Raw genomic sequence first — 21,194 nt, 5'->3', positions numbered from 1 at the left:
CGCGGTTAACCATTCGTTAGGCTTTTCACGGTAAATGTCGTGTTATCCAGTCTTCTGGATTTCGAGTGGCTCCTGTCCACTCTGTTTGACGCCTCCCTGTTAACCAACTGAGCCGCCCCACGGCGGCTCTTTTTCTTTTTCGGCATTGCTCGGGACCGTCTCTGCCGTCACAATATCGGCCCTCGGTTGGCGGCCGTGCGGGGCGTGTGGCGTTTGGCACCGCGCATGCAAGGTCGGACCCGCACCGGGCAGCACTGTCTCGGCACGGCATGGATCGGTCCATCCCGGCACGAGCGGCGGCCCCGAACGGAACGACAGGGACAGGCATGACCGAAGAGCATTCCACTATGGCGAACACCGGCGCAGAGCCCGGCGACCCCGTTTCCTTTGCCGAGCGAATGGCGACCTCGCAGAATTTCCTCGCACTGTTCCGCGAGGGCATGGGGCTGCTCGAGGAAACGGCCGACTATCTCGACGGGCCCGGCCGCGCGGAATCGCGCGCACTCAGCCGCGCCGGCGGCCTCGCCTATGCCACCGAGAGCATGAAGCTCACCACCCGGCTGATGCAGATGGCCTCCTGGCTGCTGCTGCAGCGCGCGGTGAACGAGGGCGAGCTCACCTTCGAGCAGGCGGCTGAGGAAAAGAACAAGGTCCGCCTCGATCACGCCGAGGACCACGAGCGCACCGCGGGCTTCGACGAACTGCCGGAAGGCCTGAAGGTCCTGCTCGAGCGCAGCCTGCGCCTGCAGGCACGCGTCCGTCACCTCGACCGGCAGCTTCAGGGACGCCACCGCGCCGCGGAAAGCAACAGCCCTGCGCTCAGCCAGATCGACCGGCTGCGTTCGGCCTTCGGCCAGGTGGAGAGCTGATCGGCGGGCCGCTCCGGCGCCCCCGGACGCACCTCCGGAACGCATTGGCGCAGAACGCGACAGGCTCCCGGCCGGCGGTCGGGAGCCTGTTCATGTCTGCTGCTGCCCGCGAGAGGCGGAAACCGCAGGCGTCCAGCTTCAGATGAAGCCTTCGAACTTCTTCTTGAAGCGGCTCACGCGCCCGCCGCGATCGACCAGGTGCTGCCCGCCCCCGGTCCATGCCGGATGCGTGGTCGGATCGATGTCGAGATTGAGCACCGTGCCCTCCTCGCCATAGGTCGAGCGGGTCATGTATTCGGTACCGTCGGTCATCACCACCTTGATGAAGTGGTAGTCGGGGTGGATGCCCTTCTTCATGGCTCGAAACCTTTCGTGCCGACGCCGATCACGGCGCCGCATGTCGTCATGCCGATGACGGTGAAGTCGGCCCGCCTATATCGCGGATCGCCGTGCGACTCAAGCGCGCGCATGCTGCGGGTTGTTCGCCCCGCCCCACTGGGGCATGTTCCGCCGACGAACCTGTCGGGAGCGGATATCCGCATGCGCGCAGAGGATCCGGCCATCTTCGCGGACGACGCGCCGGCGTCGCGACGGCGGCGCCGGTCGCTGGCGCCGCTGCGCATGCTGTTGCCCTTCGTCGCGCGCTATCGCGGCACGGTGGTCCTGGCCCTGATCGCGCTGGTCATCGCCGCCGGCGCGACGCTCGCGGTGCCGCAGGCCGTGCGCAGGATGATCGACTACGGCTTCACCAGCGACTCCAGCCTCATGGTCAACCAGTACTTTGCCATGCTGGTGGTGATCGCCCTGCTGCTCGCCGCAGCGAGTGCGGCGCGCTACTACCTGGTCACCTGGCTGGGCGAACGGGTCGTCGCTGATGTGCGGACGGCCGTGTTCGACCGGATCATCGGATTGAGCGCCGACTACTTCGACCGCGCCCGCAGCGGCGAGCTCGTCTCCCGGCTGACCGCAGATGCCACACAGATAAAGGCGACGGTCGGCTCGAGCGTATCGGTCGCGCTGCGCAACCTGGTGCTCGGGGTCGGGGCAGCGACGCTGATGGTTGTCACCAGCCCGCGACTGTCCGCGCTGGTGCTGTTGGCGATCCCGGTGATCGTCCTGCCGCTCGTCGGCTTCGGGCGGGCGGTCAGACGGCGCCAGCGCGCGGCGCAGGACACGCTCGCCGAAGCGAGCGCCTTCGCAGCCGAGAACATCGGCGGAATTCGCATCCTGCAGGCCTTCACCAACGAGCCGTTCGCGTCGCGCCGCTTCCGAGCCGCCGTGGAGGACGCCTTCCAGGCCGCCTGCGTCAGCGCGGCCGCGCGCGCCGCGCTGACCTTCGTCGCACTGTTCCTGATCTTCGGCAGCGTCGTGGCGGTGCTATGGTACGGCGCCAACGAGGTTCTGGCCGGGCGCATGACGCCGGGCACACTCGGCCAGTTCGTGCTTTACGCGGTGTTTGCCGCCGGTGCGCTCGGACAGATCTCGGAGGTCTGGGGCGAGGTGCAGCAGGCGGCTGGCGCGGCCGAGCGGCTGGCCGAACTGCTCGACGAACAACCTGCCATCGCAGCACCGGCAGCGCCCGTGCCGCTGCCGGAACCCGCCCGCGGGGCCGTAGCCTTCGAGAACGTGACGTTCAGCTACCCGGCCCGGCCGGCCGAGCCGGCTCTCGCCGATTTCAACCTGCAGGTCGAACCGGGCGAGACAGTTGCCGTCGTCGGGCCCTCCGGCGCCGGCAAGAGCACCCTGTTCCACCTGCTTCTGCGCGCCTATGATCCCCAGGCCGGGACGATACGGATTGACGGCATCGCCCTCCCGGACGCCGATCCGCGCGCGATCCGCCAGCGCATCGCCGTGGTCCCGCAGGATACACTGATCTTCACCGGCACCATCGCCGAGAACATCCGCTACGGCAGGCCAGAGGCGAGCGACGACGAGGTTCGCGCGGCCGCGGCGGCGGCACGCGTCGCGGAGTTCGTCACCGCGATGCCGGACGGCTACCTGACCCGCGTCGGCGAGCGCGGCGTGACACTGTCCGGCGGCCAGCGCCAGCGCATCGCCATCGCGCGCGCCATTCTGCGCGACGCGCCGATACTCCTCCTCGACGAGGCGACCAGCTCGCTCGACGCCGAGAGCGAGACGCTCGTCCAGCAGGCGCTGGAAGGCCTGATGCGTGGCCGCACGACCCTGGTGATCGCCCATCGGCTGTCAACCATCCTGTCGGCCGACCGGATTGTCGTCTTGGACCGCGGCCGGATTGTCGAACAGGGAACCCATCGAAGCCTGACGGCCGAAGACGGCCTCTATGCGCGCCTCGCCCGCCTGCAGTTCGAGGTCGATGCCGAACTCAGGGCAGGCCACCGGGCCGCCGTCGGCCGCGGCGCGGCGGGCGGCTGAAGGCGGCCAGCCCCGGTCTTGCCGCAATCGGCACATACGGGTACGAGATTATTTACCAGCTTTGCAGCATGCTGCGTCGATGGTCGACACCCGTACCCGCCTGTTTCTTGTCACCCCGACGGATCTCCTCCCCGCGGCCTTCGCGTCCGTGCTCAGCGATGCGCTCGCCGGCGGTGACGTGGCGGCCGTGATGCTCGATCTTGCGACGCAGGATCCCGCCGTCTGGCGCCAGGCGGCGAACGTTTTGTGTCCGATCGTCCAGGAGCGGGGTGCGGCCTTCCTGCTGCGCAACCAGGTCGACCTCGCCCGCGAGACCGGCGCCGACGGCGTGCATGTCACGGAGGGTCCGGAGGCGTTGGAACGTGCGCTGCGGCGGCTGAAGCCCGATATGATCGTCGGTGCGGGCGACTGCATAACCCGGCACGCCGCCATGGTGCTCGGCGAGAAGAACCCCGACTACGTGTTCCTCGGCCGGCTCGACCCGGTCGAGGACATTCCGGCTTCACACACCCTGGTCGACTGGTGGGCGGAATTGTTCGAACTGCCCTGCGTCGCCCTGGCAGGCGACGACTGGACGCAGGCCGCCGAAGCAGTCGAGGCTGGCGCCGACTTCCTCGCGCTGCGCGACCTCGTCTGGAGCGATCCCCGCGGGGCGGCCGACGCGCTGCGGCGCGCGCAGGCCCTGTGCACACGGGCGCGCGAGGTCGCCGCATGAGGCTGATTGCGCTCGGCGCGATCGGTTGTCTGGTGCTGCTTGGCCCGGCGAGCGCCGCCGAGCCGGACATCCCCTACGGGGCCTACCAGCGCGGCTACTATCTGACCGCCTTCCGCGAGGCGCTGGACCGGGCGCAGAAGGGCGACTCGGCTGCCCAGACACTGCTCGGCGAACTGTATTCGCGAGGGCTCGGCGTGCCGCGCGACCTGCACCAGGCGCTGTGGTGGTACAGTCAGGCCGCGGTCGCCGGCAATCGCGAGGCACAGTTCGCGCTGGCGCTGATGATCGCGCGCGGGGAAGGCACAAAGAAGGACGAGGAAAAGGCGGCCGGCTGGTTCGAGGCGGCCGCCGCCAAGGGCCATGTCGAGGCCCATTACAACCTCGCGCTGATCTACATTGCCGGGCGCTCACGGCCGCGCGACCTCGCCAAGGCGGCGGAGCTGTTGCGCTTCGCGGCCGAGCACGACCATGTTCCCTCGCAGTACAACCTCGCCCTGCTCTACGCCCAGGGCGAAGGTGTGCCACGCGATCCCGCCGAGGCGCTGCGCTGGATGCAGCGGGCGGCGGAAGCGGGAATGGCGCTCGCCGAGGTAGAGCTCGCCATCATGCTGTTTCGCGGCGAAGGCGTGGCGGCGAACGAAGCCGAGGCGATCAAGTGGTTCAAGCGCGCCGCCGACAAGGGCAATCCGGTGGCACAGAACCGGCTCGCCCGGCTCTACGCCAATGGTCTCGGCGTCGAGGCCGACCCGGTCGAGGCGACGAAGTGGCATCTGCTCGCCCGCTCCGCCGGAGCGAGCGATGCCTGGCTCGACGGTTTCATCGCGTCGATCAGCCCCGAGCAGCGCAAGGAGGCGGAGGAGCGCATTCGCCAGTGGGCCGCGCGCTTGCATTACTCCGCCGGCGGCGCGATTTTCTGATGCTTCCCGCCTGAAGGTCTGATACACCCGCGCCGTTCAATCCCTTCGGTGCGACGCTCGGTCCGGACGGTGCACAAACACCTCCGATGACGGCGGGTACGCGACCGGAAGAGCCACGCAAGAGCCACTCACCCATGAAGATCAACGGCAACGAAATCCGCCCCGGCAACGTGATCGAGCACAAGGGCAGCCTCTGGGCGGCCGTCAAGACGCAGGCGGTAAAGCCCGGCAAGGGCGGCGCCTTCAACCAGGTCGAGCTGAAGAACCTCATCGACGGCACCAAGCTCAACGAGCGCTTCCGCTCCGACGAGACCGTCGAACGGGTCCGCCTCGACCAGAAGGACTTCCAGTTTCTCTATGCCCAGGATGACATGCTGATCTTCATGGACTCCGACACCTACGAGCAGCTTGAACTGCCTCAGGATTTCGTCGGCGAGCGGGCCGCGTTCCTCCAGGACGGGATGACCGTCACCTTGGAAATGTATGACGGCCGCCCGATCGGCATCACCCTGCCGCAGCACGTCACGCTGGAGGTCGTCGAGGCGGATCCAGTGGTCAAGGGCCAGACTGCCGCCTCCTCCTACAAGCCGGCCCGGCTGGAGAATGGCGTGCGCGTGCTGGTGCCGCCGTTCATCACCGCCGGCGAGAAGATCGTCGTCGATACGTCAGAACTGACCTACGTCCGCCGCGCCGACTGATCGCCTGCGATGCCTCGTTCGGCACTCCTCAACGTCATGGTGCAGGCGGCGATGAAGGCCGGCCGCAGCCTGGCGCGCGATTTCGGCGAGGTCGAAAACCTTCAGGTTTCCCTGAAGGGCCCGGGCGACTTCGTATCCGCAGCCGACCATCGCGCCGAGAAGATCCTGCACCAGGAGCTGTCGCGGGTGCGGCCCGGATACGGCTTCCTGATGGAGGAATCCGGCGCCATCGAGGGCACCGATCCGAACCACCGCTGGCTGGTGGACCCCCTCGACGGCACGACCAACTTCCTACACGCCATCCCGCTGTTTGCCGTCTCGATCGGGCTTGAGCGCAATGGCGAGGTGATCGCCGGCGTGGTCTTCAACCCGGTCATGAACGAACTCTACACGGCCGAGAAGGGCGTCGGCGCCTATCTGAACGACCGGCGCATCCGCGTCGCCCAGCGCCGCAGCCTCGACCAGGCGGTCATCACCTGCGGCATTCCGCACCAGGGCCGCGGCGAGCATGCGCGTTTCCTGCGCGAACTTGGTCAGGTCATGGCCGGCAGCGCCGGTATACGGCGCTCCGGTGCCGCCTCGATCGACCTCGCCTGGGTAGCCGCGGGTCGCTTCGACGGCTATTTCGAGTGCGGCCTCAGCCCCTGGGACATCGCCGCAGGCATGCTGATCGTCTCGGAGGCGGGCGGCTATGTCAGCGACATTTCCGGCAAGGGGTCGCCGATCGACACAGGTTCGGTGCTGGCCGCCAATCCCGACATCCACCGCCTTCTCGCGGATCGTCTCGCCGCCGCCTGATTCGTCCTTTACGTCATGCTTGGACATGACGGCGAGGGAACGGTAACGTTCAGTCCGCATTCGCGTTGGACAGGCGGCGCGATTCGTCGCCGTGATCATCCGGGAGCCGATGGCGCGCAGACACGACCCCCACAAGCTGGCCAGCCCGCAGGTCTTCCTGCTGCGGATGATCGTGTTCCTGGTGATCGTCGGCTTCATCGTCGCGATCCTGTTCCCGCAGGCCTACGCGGCATTCCGGTCCAACCCTGGCCTCAACGGCCTGATCCTCGGCGTCTTGCTGATCGGCATCGTGCTGGCCATCGGCCAGGTATTCCGCCTGTTCCGTGAGGTCGCCTGGGTCAACGACTTCCGCCTCGCCGATCCCGGCCTCGAGGTCTCGCGTCCGCCGGTGCTGCTTGCCCCGATGGCGGCACTGCTGCGCGACCGGGTCGGCCGCATGGCGATCTCGGCGGCGACCATGCGCTCGATCCTGGATTCGATCGCCATGCGTCTCGACGAGTCGCGCGACATCCTGCGCTACCTGACCGGGCTTCTGGTGTTCCTCGGCCTGCTCGGCACCTTCTGGGGCCTGCTGCAGACCGTCAGCTCGGTCGCCGTGACGATCCAGTCGCTCGACGTGGGGTCGGGCGACACCGGCGTCATCTTCGAAGACCTCAAGGCCGGCCTGCAGGCGCCGCTGTCGGGCATGGGCACCGCGTTCTCGTCCTCCTTGTTCGGCCTCGCCGGATCGCTGGTGCTGGGCTTCCTCGATCTGCAGGCCGGGCAGGCGCAGAACCGCTTCTACAACGATCTCGAGGACTGGCTGTCCTCGGTGACCGAGATCACCGAGGGCGAGGTACGGGCCGAGCCGGCGCGCGAGATCGCGGCCTATGTCCCGCCCACCGTTGCGGCGACAGCCCCTCCGCCAGTCCCGGCCCTGTCGGAGGCCGCATTACGCGAACTGCAGAAATCCATGGACAGGCTCGCCCAGGCCATGAGCGAAGGCGGCTCGAGCCGGGCGGCGACGGCCGCCATGGCCGATCTCGCCGAAGGAATCCAGGGCCTTGTCCAGCACATGCGCTCGGAGCAGAAGATGATCCGCGAATGGGTCGAGGCACAGGCTGACCGCCAGAACGAGATCCATGACCTGCTGGCCCGTCTCGCCGACCGCGAGAAGGCTTGAGGCGATCGTGACGCGCCGCGGAGGCTGTTGATGGCACTTGCGAGAACCGGACGCCGGCGCGGCGGCATCGACTACTGGCCGAGCTTCGTCGACGTCCTGACGAATGTGCTGCTGGTCTTCATCTTCCTGCTGTCGGTGTTCGTGCTGTCCCAGTTCTTCCTGAGCCAGGAGATCTCCGGCCGCGACTCTGTCCTCAACCGCCTCAACAGCCAGATCGCCGAGCTGACCGAGCTTCTGGCCATGGAGCGGGCGACCAAGCGTTCGATCGAGGATCAGCTGGCGATGCTCCAGTCGAGCCTGATGGCCTCGGAAAGCGAGCGCGAGCGGCTCTCCGGCCTTCTTGCCGAACAGGCCGGCGATGCCGAGAGCGCCGGGGGGCGCATCGGCGAACTTGCGAGCGAGCTCGACGCGGAGAAGCGCATCAGCCAGCGTGCGCTCGCCCAGGTCGAGATCCTCAACCAGCAGATCTCCGCGCTGCGCCGCCAGATCGCCGCGCTCGAGGATGCTCTCGAAGCCTCGGAATCGCGGGACCGCGAGAGCCAGGCGCGTATCGCCGACCTCGGCCGGCGGCTCAACGTGGCGCTGGCCCAACGGGTGCAGGAACTGTCGCGCTACCGCTCCGACTTCTTTGGGCGGCTGCGCGAGATCCTCAGCCAGCGCTCCGACATCCGCGTCGTCGGCGACCGCTTCGTCTTCCAGTCCGAGGTGCTGTTTCCCTCCGGTTCGGACGAGATCAATCCGGCGGGCCGCGCCGAGCTCGACAAGCTGGCAGCCGCGATCCTCGAGCTCGAGAAGGAGATCCCACCGGAGATCAGCTGGGTCATCCGCGTCGACGGGCACACCGATTCACGCCCGATCAACTCGCCGCGGTTCCGCTCGAACTGGGAGCTGTCGGCCGCGCGGGCCATCTCGGTCGTGCGCTACCTGATCGACAAGGGCGTCAACCCGCAGCATCTCGTCGCCGCCGGATTCGCCGACAACTATCCGCTCGAGGCCGGCGATAACGAGGCCGCCTGGCAGGCCAACCGCCGCATCGAGCTGAAGCTAACCGAACGCTGAAGGCAGCGGCAGCCGCCGGTCATCCCGTTGCCGGATCCCGTCACTCCGGACGACCCCCAGAGCGGTCCGGGGTCCGCAGGCAACGCCGGCCACGGTCGAAGCGCCCTGACCCCGGCGCGGCTGCCGGTTTGACCGGGATGACGCGCCCGGGAAGGCAAACTGCGGGGACATGGGCAGCAGCCGGCCGCCCCCCTTGACCTCAGGCGGCCGTCTCGAGGTCGGCGCGCCACAGGCCCTTGGCCGCCAGTCCGTTCATCCTGGCGCGATGATCGAAGGCGCGCTGGGCGGCAGCGACGTTCTCCCGCTTGCCGCCCCACGCCTTCAGCGCAGCAGCCTGCAACGCCCGACCGTAGGAGAAGGTGAGCTTCCACGGCAGCGGCCCCATCGCATTCATCAGCGACAGATTCTCGGTCGCCTGCTCGTCCGACTGACCACCCGACAGGAAGGCAATGCCGGGAACCGCGGCGGGAACCGTCGACTTCAGGCAGCGCACGGTCTTCTCGGCCACCTCCGCAGCACTCGCCTGCTTGGGGGCATTCTTGCCGGCGATCACCATGTTCGGCTTCAGCACCATGCCCTCCAGCATGACGCGGGCTTCGAACAGCTCATCGAACACCGTGTTGAGGGTCCACTCGGTGACCTCGTAGCAGCGGTCGATGTCGTGGCTCGCAGTCGGGCCGTCCATAAGCACCTCCGGCTCGACGATCGGCACGAGTCCGGCCTCCTGGCACAGCGCCGCATAGCGGGCGAGCGCGTGCGCATTGGCCTTGACGCAGCCCCAGGTCGGAATGCCGTCCGCGATATCGATCACCGCCCTCCACTTCGCAAAGCGGGCGCCGAGCTTGTGGTATTCCTCGAGCCGTCCGCGCAGGCCGTCGAGTCCCTCGGTGATCTTCTCGCCCGGAAAGCCGGGCATCGGCTGGGCGCCCTTGTCGACCTTGATGCCCGGCACCGCACCGGCGGCCTTGATGAGATCGACGAGCGGCGTGCCGTCGGCAGCCTTCTGGCGCAGCGTCTCGTCATAGAGGATGACGCCGGAGATCGCCGTCTTCATCGCCGGCGACCGGAACAGCATCTCGCGATAGTCGCGCCGGTTCTCCTCGGTCGAGTCCAGCGCGATCGAATCGAACCGCTTCTTGATCGTGCCCGAGCTCTCGTCGGCGGCGAGAATGCCCTTCCCGTCCGCCACCAAGGCCTGGGCGATATCCTCGAGACGTTCGCTCATGTCAGCACCTTCGTTCCCTACCTTGTCGTTTGCACTCGATCGGTTACCGCGCCTGACGCGGCCGCAGCGCCTCGACGCCGGGAAGCGGCTTGCCCTCGAGCCATTCGAGGAAGGCGCCACCGGCGGTCGAGACGAACGAGAAGTCGTCCGCGACAGCCGCCGCGTTGAGGGCGGCCACCGTGTCGCCGCCGCCGGCCACCGAAAGCAGTCGCCCGGCCGCCGTCAGCCGTGCCACGATCCGGGCGACTGCATTGGTCCCCGCGTCGAACGGTTCCAGCTCGAAGGCGCCAAACGGCCCGTTCCAGACCACCGTCCGCGCCCTGTCCAGGCGGCGCTCCAGGTCGGCGACCGTGCGCGGACCGATGTCGAGGATCATCTCGTCGTCGGCCACCTCGTCGAGCCCGCACACCCGGTGTGGCGCATGCGCCTCGAACGCCTTGGCGGCGACCACATCGACCGGCAGCACGATCTCGCAGCCGGCCCTGCGCGCGGCGCCTTCGATGTTGCGGGCGGTCTCGAGCTTGTCAGCCTCGCACAGCGACTTGCCAATCCTGTGGCCCCGCGCGGCAAGGAATGTATTGGCCATGCCGCCGCCGATGACGAGCTGGTCGACCCTCGTCGAAAGATTCTCGAGAAGGTCGATCTTTGTCGAGACCTTGGCGCCGCCGACGATCGCGATCACCGGTCGCTCGGGCGCGACCAGCGCCTTTTCCAGCGCCGCCAGTTCAGCGGCCATCGTCAGGCCGGCGACGGCCGGCAGATGCCGCGCTATCCCCTCGGTCGAAGCGTGGGCACGATGCGCGGCAGAGAAGGCATCGTTGACGAACAGCTCGCCGAGGGCGGCGAGTTGCGCGGCGAAGGCGTCGTCGTTGTCCTCCTCACCGGGGTGGAAGCGGGTATTCTCGAACAGCAGCACATCGCCGGGCTTCGCCGCCGCTGCGGCGGCGGCCGCACGGCCGTCACGCCAGTCGGTGTCGACGAATCGCACTGGCCGGCCGACGACCTTCTCGAGCTCCGCCGCGATCGGTCTCAGTGACATCCCGGGCACGACCTTGCCCTTCGGCCGGTCAAAGTGCGACAGCACCAGCACCGCCGCCCCCTTGTCGAGGAGCGCGCGGATCGTCTCCGCGGCTCGCTGGATGCGGGTCGGGTCGCCGACCTTGCCGTCGCGGACCGGCACATTGAGATCCGCCCGGACGACGACCTTGCGGCCGGCCGGGTCGATATCGCCGAGCGTCCGGAACGAGGCCACGGCCGGATCAGCCCAGCCGGCCGAGCGCTACAGCGGTGTCGGCCATCCGGTTCGAGAAGCCCCACTCGTTGTCGTACCATGACAGAACGCGGACGAAATTGCCGTCCATCACCTTGGTCTGGTCGAGCGCGAAGGTCGATGAGGCAGGGTTGTGGTTGAGGTCGATCGAGACCAGCGGCTCGTCGGTAACGGCGAGGATGCCCTTCAGGGTGTTCGACGAGGCCGCCGCCTTGATCGCCGCATTGACCTCCTCGACGCTGGTCTGGCGCCGGGCGACGAACTTGAAGTCGATCATCGACACATTCGGCGTCGGCACCCGCACCGAGACGCCGTCGAGCTTGCCGTTCAGCTCCGGCAGCACCAGGCCAACGGCCTTGGCCGCACCGGTCGAGGTCGGAATCATCGACATGGCGGCGGCGCGGGCGCGGTAGAGATCCTTGTGCAGGGTGTCGAGCACCGGCTGGTCGCCCGTATAGGCGTGCACCGTGGTCATGAAGCCCTTCTCGATGCCGATCGCATCATTCAGCACCTTGGCCACAGGAGCGAGGCAGTTGGTGGTGCAGGAGGCGTTGGAGACGACCTTGTGGCCTGGCTCCAGCTTGTCGTTGTTCACCCCGTAGACGACGGTCAGATCGGCATTGGTGGCGGGCGCCGAGACCAGCACGCGCCTGGCGCCGGCCTCAAGGTGCATCGCCGCCTTGTCACGGTCGGTGAAGACGCCGGTGCACTCCAGCGCGACATCGACGTTCAGCTCCTTCCAGGGCAGTTGCTTCGGGTCGCGGATCGCCGTGACCTTGATCGGTCCCTGGCCGACATCCATGGTGTCGCCGGACACCCTGACCTCGCCGGGGAAGCGGCCGTGCACGCTGTCGTAGCGCAGCAGGTGTGCGTTGGTCTCGACCGGTCCGAGGTCGTTGACGCCGACCACAACGACGTCCTTGCGGCCGGACTCGATGATTCCGCGCAGGACCAGCCTGCCGATGCGTCCGAAGCCGTTGATCGCCACCCGTACAGCCATGTCGTCGTCTCCCGTCCTGTCCTGCCGATCCGTCGCCGCCCGTCAGCGGCTCAGGGCTCGATCGCCTGATCGAGTGCCGCCAGCCGCCGGCGCGCTTCCGCCACAACGGCATCGGCGGTGATCCCGAAATGCTCGTAGAGCTGCTTGTAGGGTGCGCTCGCCCCGAAGCCGGTCATCCCGACAAATCCGCCATCGCGACCCAGGAACCGCTCCCATCCGAACCCCACCGCCGCCTCGACCGCGACGCGCACCGGCGTGCCCTCGAGGATTGCCCTGCGGTATTCCGGCGGCTGCGCCTCGAACAGCTCGAAGCACGGCACCGACACCACCCGGGTCGGTACGCCCTCGCGCTCCAGCACGCTGCGCGCCGCGATCGCGATCGAAACCTCCGAACCAGACGCGAACACCGTGACCATGGCGTTGCCCGAGGCCGGAACCAGCTCGTAGGCGCCGCGCGCGCAGAGGTTCTCGTCGGAATATGCATGCCGCACGGCCGGCAGGTTCTGGCGCGTCAGCGCGATCACGCTCGGTGTTGCGCGCGATTCGAGCGCCAGCTGCCAGCATTCGGCGGTCTCCATGGCGTCGGCGGGACGCATCACCAGCAGGTTGGGCATTGCCCTGAGACTGGCCAGATGCTCGACCGGTTGATGGGTCGGTCCGTCCTCACCGAGCCCGATCGAATCGTGCGTCATCACGTGGATGACGCGGATGCCCATCAGGGCGGCGAGCCGGATCGCCGGGCGGCTGTAGTCGGAGAACACGAGAAACGTGCCGCCGTACGGGATGACGCCGCCGTGCAGCGCCATGCCGTTCATCGCCGCCGCCATGCCGTGCTCGCGAACCCCGTAGTGGATGTAGCGACCGGCGTAGTTCTTCGCTGAGAAAATGCCGAGACCGGGCGTCAGCGTGTTGTTGGATCCGGTCAGATCCGCCGACCCGCCGACGGTGTCCGGAACCACCGGATTGATCGCGCTCAGCACCATTTCGGACGCCTTGCGCGAGGCGTGATCGGGCCGTTCGGCGGCAAAACGCTCCTTGATCTCGCGGATCGCGGTGGCCAGGTCCACCGGCAGTTCGCCACGCAGGCGACGTTCGAATTCGCCGCGCCGTTCGCGGTCGACGGCCGCCAGCCGCTTCTCCCAGGCCCGCCGCGCCTGTCCGCTGCGCAGTCCGGCGATCCGCCATGCGTCGCGGACAGCGGACGGTATCTCGAAGGGCGGATAGGGCCAGTCGAGCGCCTTGCGGGCACCGGCAACCTCCTCCGCACCCAGCGGCGCGCCATGCGTCGCCGCCGTGCCCTGCTTGTTCGGTGCGCCGTAGCCGATGATCGTGCGGCAGGCGATCAGCGACGGACGGTCGGACTCCTGCGCGGCCTCGATGGCGGCGGCAATCGCCTCGGGATCGTGCCCGTCGATGCGCACCGCATGCCAACCGGCCGCCTCGAAGCGCTTCAGCGCGTCACCGGATTCCGCCAGATCGAGTGCTCCGTCGATCGAGATCGAATTGTCATCGTAGAGCACGATCAACCGTGAGAGCTTCAGATGGCCGGCCAGTCCGATCGCCTCGTGGCTCACGCCCTCCATCAGGTCGCCGTCGCCGGCCAGCACGTAGGTTCGGTGATCGACCAGGTCGTCGCTGAACTCGGCATTGAGGTGGCGCTCGGCGATGGCCATTCCGACAGCCGTGGCCAGCCCTTGGCCGAGTGGCCCGGTCGTCGTCTCCACACCCGGCGCGTGACCATACTCCGGATGACCGGGGGTGCGGCTGCCGAGCTGGCGGAACCGCTTGAGCTCCTCGATGGTCATCTGCTCGTAGCCGAGCAGATGCAGAACCGCGTAGAGCAGCATCGACCCGTGCCCCGCCGACAGCACGAAGCGGTCGCGGTCGGCCCAGTCGGGCGCCTTCGGATCGAACTTCAGAAATCGGGAGAAGAGCACCGTCGCAATATCGGCGGCACCCATCGGCATACCGGGATGCCCGGACTTGGCGGCCTCGACGGCGTCCATGGCGAGCGCGCGGATCGCATTGGCCATCGCGCGGTGATCGACCTGTGCGGATTTCTCTGTCATCCGGATCCGATGGGCCAGCCGGCACCTTTGCTGTGTGTCATGGAGGCGGTGGATCGGGATTTCGCTGCCCGCGATGAAGTGCCTCCCGGCGATGTCCGACGGGACGGGGCGAGCCCCCGTTCCGCGAAGCGCGGCGATGAATAGCACCTCGCCGCCACGAGTCAATCAAGCTGCGGCGCCGTCGCCACCGATGCGGCAGCCCGTTGGATGGCCGCCGCAGACCGGCCGCGCGGCGGTCAGGCGCGCCGGCGCGCGGCGTGGCACGGATGCACGGTTGACCGGTGCTTGCACCGAAGCCTAATGTCTTGCTGCTAATCCGTTGACCCTTTGGGATTTCTGTTCGGCTGATCGGTATGCGACTGGGGAACCGGTCGGCTTTGGCCGAACGGTGACCAACCTGGCGCGGCGGACGGGGAGGCCGTGTATGAATGTCGACTCCAACCCGTTGGAGCGGGCGCAGCGGCGTCTCGCCCTGGCACTCGACGCTCTGGAAGCCGCCGTGCGGCGGCGCCAGGAGACTGATCGCAGCCTCGCCGCCCTCGAAGCGGAGCTCAGCGTGCTCGCGGATGACCGCTCCCGCCTCGCCCAGGAGCTCGACCGGGCGCAGGCGCGCGTCGCCAGGCTGGAGGCAACGACCGGTGCAGTCTCGAAACGGCTCGACTTCGCCGTCGACACGATCCGGGCCATTCTCGATACGGACGGGGCCTGAGGTGCGGGCGGTCCTGGCGCTGGCGGAGAGCTGGTTACGATGCCTCAGGTGACCATTTCGATCAACAGTCGCGTCTATCGGATGGGCTGCGACGAGGGCCAGGAGCAGATCCTGATCGACCTCGCGCGCGACATCGACGCCCGCATCGAGCGCTACAAGACCAGCTTCGGCGAAGTTGGCGACATGCGTCTGCTGCTGATGGCGGCGATGGAGATGGGCGACGAGCTCGGCGAGCTGCGCCGTCGCTTCGATGCACTCGAAGCTGAGGTGGAGACCCTGCGCCAGGCGAGGGCGGCTGCCGCCGATCAGTTCGCCGACTCCCAGGAGCGGATGGCCGCCACCCTGGACGAGACCGCTAGCCGCATCGAACGGCTCGCCGCTGCGCTCAACGGAGCGCCCGCCGAGGACTGAGCCGCCGTCCCGCTCAACATCCGGCCAGCACCTCGCTCCCATCGAGATGCCATGGCACGGCGTCGGCCGCGAGGCGAGACGTCACCGCCCGGCGATAGTCAGGATCGGCGATCATCGCCGCAACGAATGCCTCCAGCGGTCCCTGCCATTCCATCAGGCGCCGCGCCCGGTTCAGCATCTCGATCTGGCTGGCGGCCGGTCGCGCCCCGGCACCCCCGTCGAGCTCGACCAGCCGCACCGGCCGGCCGTCGATCGTCAGGGCGCCGCGCCGCGAGACATAGGCGAGCGGCCGCGCGATGCGGTGCCCGCCAACATCCGCCGAAACCCCTGTGGGCGCCGCCAGGACATAGTTGATGCCGAGCGATTCGGTCGCGTTCATGGGCGCGAGCTCGGTCACCGGCATCACCAGCACGTGCAGCCCGTTCTTCCCCGCGGGATCGGGATGAAGCGTCGCGGCAATCGACCCGTAAGCGGTCACATGGGCCGAATAGACGCTGCAGGCCCCATGTACGATGGCGGGCATCACGAGCATCGGGCGCGCATCCGCCCGACCGGCATACTTGCGCTGGAGCTGGTGCGGCGACGCGTTCGATCCGGCCGCGATCACAACCACCGCATTCTCGATCACGACGATCCGCGCACCGATTCGAACCGTCGCGGCGTGCACAGGTATCGGGCGAGCCAGGCCCTCGAGCACGGCCTCGCCCTGCTCGCCGAGCCTGATCAGTTCGGCAGGATGCGTTCCCCTGGCCGGATCGAAAAGGACCGGGCAGAGGTGCCGGGAATAGGGATAGCCGGTCGCCCGGGCGAAGAAGTCCGTCTGCTCGGGGGGCCCGACCCGATTCTGGTCCGCGCTCAACGCCTTGCCGCGCCGCCGGCCGGCGCGGCGCCGACGGCAGCATGAAGAACAACCCTAGTGCGCCGCCTTCTTCGGAGGAACGATGGCGTTGATGATGAGCGTAACGCGCTTCGGATTGAACACCGTGTAGTCTGACGCTTGGTTGCAGTTGTCGTCCCAGCCGAACCCGTAGGCTTGATTCCTGTAGGCATACTTGTGAATGATCTTCGAATACCAGTTGATGGGATTGTTGACGTAGTAGGCCTTCACGCCCGGGCAGGAGCTGACGTCGGGCACTGTCAGCATGGTCGAGCGCAAGAGCGCAGCCTGGACGTAGGTGGCAAGCTGTGCGGCCTGTGCCTGCAGGGTGGGACCGGCTCCGACCGGAACCGTTCCGAGATATCCCTCGTAGGCCATCTGGCTGGTCGGCTTGGCGAAAGTGACGGTCTGTCCGGCAACCGCCGGAATGCTGAACACCAGATTGCCGTCCTGGATGCGTCCGGTGAAGATTGCTTTGACGCCGGTGGCGTTCGTGGTGGCCGTGAGGCCGGGTTTCACGTATCGGCTCCAGACCTTGGCGATGTAGGGCGCGAGCTGGTTCTGCGGGAAGGTTCCGAAGTTGATACCATTGTAGGGGGAGATCACCCGGACCGGGAACCCGCCAGCGTTCCTCACCACCAGATTGCGCCAGGGCGTCGGCGCCCTGGCCATCGCCGTCACGATGCTGCGGCGCGCGTCGGGCGTGCTGAAGCCCGCCGCCGTCGTCTGCGGCTTGTTGTTGGGATCGACACCGGTCATCCGGATCATCATCGGCAGCCCGAACATGTCGACCTGCGTCGCATTGGTATTGAGGCTGGTCGAGTTGGCCGGAAGCGCCGGAAGCGAACCGGGAGCGACATCCGCCCAGGTGTATTCGAACCAGTCGAACAGCGTGTCGAGGTTGGGGTCCGACTTGGACCAGCCGATCGGCGTCGACGGCGCCCCTGCGGCCGACACCAGGACCTGCATCGGCTTGTCATAGGAAATCGTCACGCGGGCCGCTGACAGCTGAGGCAGTTGTACCACGAAGCGCTTCGCAGTCCCGGCATTGATCCCGAAACTGGCGAACCTGCCTTTCGTCGACCTGAACTGCGTCATGTCGCCTTGGACGTTCGAGATATAGTAGTACTTGTTGTCGTACTGAGCCCAGATATAGACATACATGTCCTGGGCCAGTCCGGAATTGTTGACGATGGTCAACGGGAACGTCTTCAGGCCGAGATTGTTGGCCGCTTCGGCCTCATTCTGGCCGGCAACTGCGACGATTGCCGCCAGGATTGCCGCCGCGAACCAGCGCAGCGCTTCGAGCCCGGACATGCTGCCCCCCTTGCAAGGACACCATGCCCCATGCACAGCGCCGCATCGAGGGCGCAATATATGCGGGGAAGCATAAGTTTCCGTTACCGGATCCGGCCGTATCGGGACATCCGCCCGTCAGCGCCCCAGCCCTGCCCCCGGATCTCGGCAGCGTGCCGGCGACCGAAATCCCGGCCGCCGGCCGCAACGTGCCTCACAACGCCTTGACGATCTCTTCGACCATCTTCTTGGCGTCGCCGAACAGCATCATCGTGTTGTCCTTGTAGAACAGGGTATTGTCGATGCCGGCATATCCCGAGGCGAGCGAGCGCTTGACGAACAGCACGGTCTTCGCCTTGTCGACGTCGAGAATTGGCATGCCGTAGATCGGCGAGGACGGATCGTCTCGCGCCGACGGGTTGGTCACGTCGTTGGCGCCGATCACGAACGCGACGTCGGCCTGGGCGAACTCGGAATTGATGTCCTCGAGTTCGAACACCTCGTCATATGGGACATTCGCCTCGGCGAGCAGCACGTTCATGTGACCGGGCATGCGCCCGGCGACCGGGTGGATGGCATAGCGTACGTCGACGCCTTCCGCCTTCAGCTTGTCGGCCATCTCGCGCAGCGCGTGCTGCGCCTGGGCGACCGCCATGCCGTAGCCCGGCACGATGATCACCTTGCTGGCGTTCTTCATCAGGAAGGCCGCGTCTTCGGCCGATCCCTGCTTCACCGGTCGCTGCTCGGCGCCACCGGCCGGGCCGGCCGACTCGCCGCCAAATCCGCCGAGGATCACGGAGATGAACGACCGGTTCATCCCCTTGCACATGATGTAGCTGAGAATGGCGCCCGACGAGCCTACCAGCGCGCCGGTGATGATCAGCGCGGTGTTGCCGAGCGTGAAGCCGATGCCGGCCGCCGCCCACCCCGAATAGGAGTTGAGCATCGACACCACCACCGGCATGTCGGCCCCGCCGATCGGGATGATCAGCAGGATGCCGAAGGCGAGCGCGATCAGCGTGATTACCCAGAATGCCGCGTGGCTCTCCGTGCGTGTGAAGGCGATCACCAGCACGACCATCGCGACCGCCAGGGCGATGTTGATCAGGTGCCGGGCCGGCAGCATGATCGGTTTTCCGCTCATCCGTCCGTCGAGCTTCAGGAAGGCGATGATCGAGCCGGTGAAGGTGATCGCGCCGATCGCGGTACCGATCGACATTTCGACGAGGCTCGCCCCGTGGATGGCTCCCGGCGTGCCGATGCCGAAGGCTTGCGGCGCATACAGCGCCGCCGCGGCGACCATCACCGCGGCCAGGCCAACCAGTGAATGGAAGGCCGCGACGAGCTGAGGCATCGCCGTCATCGGGATGCGCCGGGCGATGGTGGCGCCGACGCCGCCGCCGGCCGCGATGCCGACGACGATCAGCGCCCACGTGCCGAAACCCGTCGGCCTGGCCAGGAACAGCGTGGTGAGGATGGCGATCGCCATGCCGACCATGCCGAAGATGTTGCCCTGCCTGGAGGTCTCCGGGTTCGACAGGCCCCGCAGCGCCAGGATGAACAGGACCGCGGAGACCAGGTAGAGGATGGCGGTGATATCTGCGCTCATCGCCCTGTCCTCACCTGCTCTTCTTCTTGTACATACCGAGCATCCGCTGGGTGACGAGGAAACCGCCGAAGATGTTCACCGACGCGAGTACCAGCGCGATGAAGCCGAGCGTCTTGGCCCACAGTGGACCACTGCTGTCGAGGGCACCGGCGGCGGAGACGCCGACCGCCAGCAGCGCGCCGACGACGATCACCGAGGAAATCGCGTTGGTCACCGACATCAGCGGCGTGTGCAGCGCCGGCGTCACCGACCACACCACGTAGTAGCCGACGAACACGGCGAGCACGAAGATCGACAGCTGGAAGACGAAGGGATCTATCCCCGCCCCGGTCGTCACATGCGCGGCCGCAGCGACCGACTGGGCCACCGCCTCGGCATGCCGTTCGGCCGCTTCCGCGGCCTTGCGGGCTATATCGGCGAGCTTCTCGGCGCGCTCGACAGCCTGTTCCGGCGTCATCTCGGACTACTCCCCCTTGGCAATGAAGGACGGATGCACAACGGCGCCGTCGCGCGTCAGCGCCGTCGCCTTGACCAGTTCGTCGTCCCAGTTGATGGCGAGCGCCTTCTTCTCCCTGTCGATCAGCGTCTCGACGAAGGCGAACAGGTTGCGGGCATAGAGGCTCGACGCCGTCGTCGCGATCCGCCCGGCCATATTGAGATGGCCAACGATCTTCACACCATTGACGGTCACCACCTCGCCGGGCACGACGCCCTCGATGTTGCCGCCCCGCTCGACGGCCAGATCGACCAGTACGGAACCCGGCCTCATCGACGCGACCATCGCCGACGACACCAGTCGCGGCGCCGGCCGACCGGGGATCAGCGCCGTGGTAATGACAATGTCCTGCTTGGCAATGTGCGAGGCGATCAGTTCGGCCTGTTTGGCCTGATACTCCTTCGACATCTCCTTGGCATAGCCGCCGGCGGTCTCGGCCTGGCGGAACTCGTCGTCCTCGACGGCGATGAACTTGGCCCCCAGCGACTCGACCTGTTCCTTCGCCGCGGGGCGCACGTCCGTCGCGGTCACCACCGCGCCGAGCCGGCGGGCGGTGGCGATGGCCTGCAGGCCGGCAACGCCGGCGCCCATCACGAACACGCGTGCGGCCGGCACGGTGCCTGCCGCGGTCATCATCATCGGCAACGCCCGGTCGAATTCGGCGGCGGCGTCGATCACCGCGCGGTAGCCGGCGAGATTGGCCTGGCTCGACAGTACGTCCATGACCTGCGCACGGGTGATGCGCGGCATCAGCTCCATCGCGAAGGCGACCACCCCGGTCGCGGCGATTTCGGCGAGCGCAGCCTCGTTGCCGTAAGGATCCATCATCCCGATCACGGCAGCCCCGGGCTTGAGCTTCTTCAGCTCGGCTGCGACGGGGCGACGGACCTTCAGGACGACATCCGCATCCTTGAGAACCGCGTCCAGTGTCTTGGCAACGGTGGCGCCGGCCTCCTTGTAGGCCTCGTCCGGGATGCTCGAGCGTACGCCGGCACCGGCCTGAACCGAAACGTCAGCGCCCAGGCCGACGAACTTCCTGACCGTCTCCGGCGTCGCCGCGACGCGCGGCTCCGACGTGTCGGTCTCGCTGACGACGGCAATCTTCATGCGCCCCTCCACCTGGGCTCGTCCGACACCGCTCACCCGTGCGCTGGACACGGGCACCACGACCGTTTCGTCAGTGGCCTAGCCGAGCAGGAGTTTGAGAACGAGGATAAGAAGCGTGGTCGCGACGAGCGGAATCACCGAGCCATTCGCCATCGCGCCAACCGCCGTGGCAATGATCGCCAGCACGATGCCGAGCGCGGCCAGCCCCCAAGAACCACCGACGCCGCCGATGGCCAGCATGATCACCACCACGGCGCAGAAGGCCGTGCCGAGAACCGTGAGATGGACGAAGCCGGCATAGGTCTCCCGATGTGCCTCGTAATCCATGCTCGATTCGGTTTGGCTCGCCATTCTCGTCCCCCGCGTATGGAGAGGTTTTCGGATCAGGCGCTCTTATAGCAGAGCAGCGGGCGAGGGCAATGCGGCGCGATCGCAGGCGTTGCGTCCTGCCAAGGAAGCTGCCGACCGCGAGGCTGCGGCCGCGGCAACCAGGGCGGGCCAGACCGGGCGCAG

Annotated in this window: 21 protein-coding genes; 10 read left to right on the top strand and 11 right to left on the bottom strand. The window is 67.4% G+C overall.

Annotated features, from left to right (window positions below; genetic code table 11):
- The first annotated feature begins 326 nt into the window (after positions 1–326).
- The gene (gene rcdA / locus EDC22_RS00945) at positions 327–869 is read left to right on the top strand and encodes a protease adaptor protein RcdA (RefSeq protein ID WP_132804726.1); all 543 of its coding nucleotides are present in this window, start codon (positions 327–329) and stop codon (positions 867–869) included.
- Between the two features lie 138 nt (positions 870–1,007).
- Here the strand turns inward: rcdA and rpmE are convergent, their stop codons facing one another.
- Complete coding sequence (rpmE, locus tag EDC22_RS00940) at positions 1,008–1,226, bottom strand: 50S ribosomal protein L31 (RefSeq protein ID WP_132804725.1); 219 nt, start codon at positions 1,224–1,226, stop codon at positions 1,008–1,010.
- A 183-nt stretch (positions 1,227–1,409) separates the two neighbouring features.
- On the opposite strand from rpmE, the gene EDC22_RS00935 reads away from it, so the two are divergent.
- The 7 genes from EDC22_RS00935 to EDC22_RS00905 all read left to right on the top strand — a co-directional run bounded on the left by EDC22_RS00935 (position 1,410) and on the right by EDC22_RS00905 (position 8,612).
- On the top strand, positions 1,410–3,263 hold the full coding sequence (locus EDC22_RS00935; RefSeq protein ID WP_132804724.1) for an ABC transporter transmembrane domain-containing protein: 1,854 nt from the start codon (positions 1,410–1,412) through the stop codon (positions 3,261–3,263).
- Between the two features lie 79 nt (positions 3,264–3,342).
- The gene (locus tag EDC22_RS00930; protein WP_165926737.1) at positions 3,343–3,978 is read left to right on the top strand and encodes a thiamine phosphate synthase; all 636 of its coding nucleotides are present in this window, start codon (positions 3,343–3,345) and stop codon (positions 3,976–3,978) included.
- Entirely contained in the window at positions 3,975–4,895 is a 921-nt protein-coding gene (locus tag EDC22_RS00925) for a tetratricopeptide repeat protein (RefSeq protein ID WP_132804722.1), read from the top strand. The genes EDC22_RS00930 and EDC22_RS00925 overlap by 4 nt, the downstream gene beginning before the upstream one ends.
- Before the next feature lie 134 nt (positions 4,896–5,029).
- The gene (gene efp, locus EDC22_RS00920; RefSeq protein ID WP_132804721.1) at positions 5,030–5,593 is read left to right on the top strand and encodes an elongation factor P; all 564 of its coding nucleotides are present in this window, start codon (positions 5,030–5,032) and stop codon (positions 5,591–5,593) included.
- 9 nt (positions 5,594–5,602) lie between these two features.
- Positions 5,603–6,391 carry an inositol monophosphatase family protein gene (locus EDC22_RS00915; protein ID WP_132804720.1) on the top strand — a complete coding sequence of 263 codons (789 nt, stop codon included), beginning with the start codon at positions 5,603–5,605 and terminating at the stop codon, positions 6,389–6,391.
- Positions 6,392–6,500: 109 nt separating this feature from the next.
- On the top strand, positions 6,501–7,553 hold the full coding sequence (locus EDC22_RS00910) for a flagellar motor protein MotA (protein ID WP_207903657.1): 1,053 nt from the start codon (positions 6,501–6,503) through the stop codon (positions 7,551–7,553).
- Between the two features lie 30 nt (positions 7,554–7,583).
- Positions 7,584–8,612 carry a peptidoglycan -binding protein gene (locus EDC22_RS00905; protein WP_132804719.1) on the top strand — a complete coding sequence of 343 codons (1,029 nt, stop codon included), beginning with the start codon at positions 7,584–7,586 and terminating at the stop codon, positions 8,610–8,612.
- A 199-nt stretch (positions 8,613–8,811) separates the two neighbouring features.
- Here the strand turns inward: EDC22_RS00905 and EDC22_RS00900 are convergent, their stop codons facing one another.
- Genes EDC22_RS00900 through tkt form a run of 4 tightly spaced genes read right to left on the bottom strand, consistent with a single transcriptional unit; the run spans position 8,812 to position 14,176 of the window.
- On the bottom strand, positions 8,812–9,837 hold the full coding sequence (locus EDC22_RS00900; RefSeq protein WP_132804718.1) for a class I fructose-bisphosphate aldolase: 1,026 nt from the start codon (positions 9,835–9,837) through the stop codon (positions 8,812–8,814).
- A 43-nt stretch (positions 9,838–9,880) separates the two neighbouring features.
- Complete coding sequence (locus tag EDC22_RS00895) at positions 9,881–11,089, bottom strand: phosphoglycerate kinase (protein ID WP_132804717.1); 1,209 nt, start codon at positions 11,087–11,089, stop codon at positions 9,881–9,883.
- 7 nt (positions 11,090–11,096) lie between these two features.
- A complete protein-coding gene (gap, locus tag EDC22_RS00890; RefSeq protein WP_132804716.1) occupies positions 11,097–12,107 on the bottom strand; it encodes a type I glyceraldehyde-3-phosphate dehydrogenase in 1,011 nt (336 codons plus the stop codon).
- A gap of 50 nt (positions 12,108–12,157) precedes the next feature.
- Positions 12,158–14,176 carry a transketolase gene (gene tkt, locus EDC22_RS00885; RefSeq protein WP_132804715.1) on the bottom strand — a complete coding sequence of 673 codons (2,019 nt, stop codon included), beginning with the start codon at positions 14,174–14,176 and terminating at the stop codon, positions 12,158–12,160.
- Between the two features lie 424 nt (positions 14,177–14,600).
- On the opposite strand from tkt, the gene EDC22_RS00880 reads away from it, so the two are divergent.
- Together EDC22_RS00880 and EDC22_RS00875 are read left to right on the top strand one after the other, a co-directional pair.
- The gene (locus EDC22_RS00880; protein WP_132804714.1) at positions 14,601–14,885 is read left to right on the top strand and encodes a DUF4164 family protein; all 285 of its coding nucleotides are present in this window, start codon (positions 14,601–14,603) and stop codon (positions 14,883–14,885) included.
- Positions 14,886–14,924: 39 nt separating this feature from the next.
- Complete coding sequence (locus EDC22_RS00875; protein ID WP_132804713.1) at positions 14,925–15,296, top strand: cell division protein ZapA; 372 nt, start codon at positions 14,925–14,927, stop codon at positions 15,294–15,296.
- Between the two features lie 13 nt (positions 15,297–15,309).
- Here the strand turns inward: EDC22_RS00875 and EDC22_RS00870 are convergent, their stop codons facing one another.
- The 6 genes from EDC22_RS00870 to EDC22_RS00845 all read right to left on the bottom strand — a co-directional run bounded on the left by EDC22_RS00870 (position 15,310) and on the right by EDC22_RS00845 (position 21,032).
- Positions 15,310–16,155, bottom strand: a complete 846-nt coding sequence (locus EDC22_RS00870; RefSeq protein ID WP_132804712.1) for a hypothetical protein — start codon at positions 16,153–16,155, stop codon at positions 15,310–15,312.
- A gap of 54 nt (positions 16,156–16,209) precedes the next feature.
- Complete coding sequence (locus EDC22_RS00865) at positions 16,210–17,490, bottom strand: beta-1,3-glucanase family protein (RefSeq protein ID WP_132804711.1); 1,281 nt, start codon at positions 17,488–17,490, stop codon at positions 16,210–16,212.
- 193 nt (positions 17,491–17,683) lie between these two features.
- Positions 17,684–19,078, bottom strand: a complete 1,395-nt coding sequence (locus tag EDC22_RS00860; RefSeq protein WP_132804710.1) for an NAD(P)(+) transhydrogenase (Re/Si-specific) subunit beta — start codon at positions 19,076–19,078, stop codon at positions 17,684–17,686.
- A gap of 10 nt (positions 19,079–19,088) precedes the next feature.
- On the bottom strand, positions 19,089–19,535 hold the full coding sequence (locus EDC22_RS00855) for an NAD(P) transhydrogenase subunit alpha part 2 (RefSeq protein ID WP_132804709.1): 447 nt from the start codon (positions 19,533–19,535) through the stop codon (positions 19,089–19,091).
- Between the two features lie 6 nt (positions 19,536–19,541).
- The gene (locus EDC22_RS00850; RefSeq protein ID WP_132804708.1) at positions 19,542–20,681 is read right to left on the bottom strand and encodes a Re/Si-specific NAD(P)(+) transhydrogenase subunit alpha; all 1,140 of its coding nucleotides are present in this window, start codon (positions 20,679–20,681) and stop codon (positions 19,542–19,544) included.
- 78 nt (positions 20,682–20,759) lie between these two features.
- Positions 20,760–21,032, bottom strand: coding sequence for an aa3-type cytochrome c oxidase subunit IV (locus EDC22_RS00845; protein WP_132804707.1), 273 nt, complete (start codon positions 21,030–21,032; stop codon positions 20,760–20,762).
- Positions 21,033–21,194: the final 162 nt, after the last annotated feature.

The sequence above is a fragment of the Tepidamorphus gemmatus genome, assembly GCF_004346195.1.
Lineage (GTDB): Bacteria > Pseudomonadota > Alphaproteobacteria > Rhizobiales > Tepidamorphaceae > Tepidamorphus > Tepidamorphus gemmatus.
Note: the sequence above shows the minus strand (reverse complement) of the source record. Positions and strands in the feature narration are given on the sequence as shown.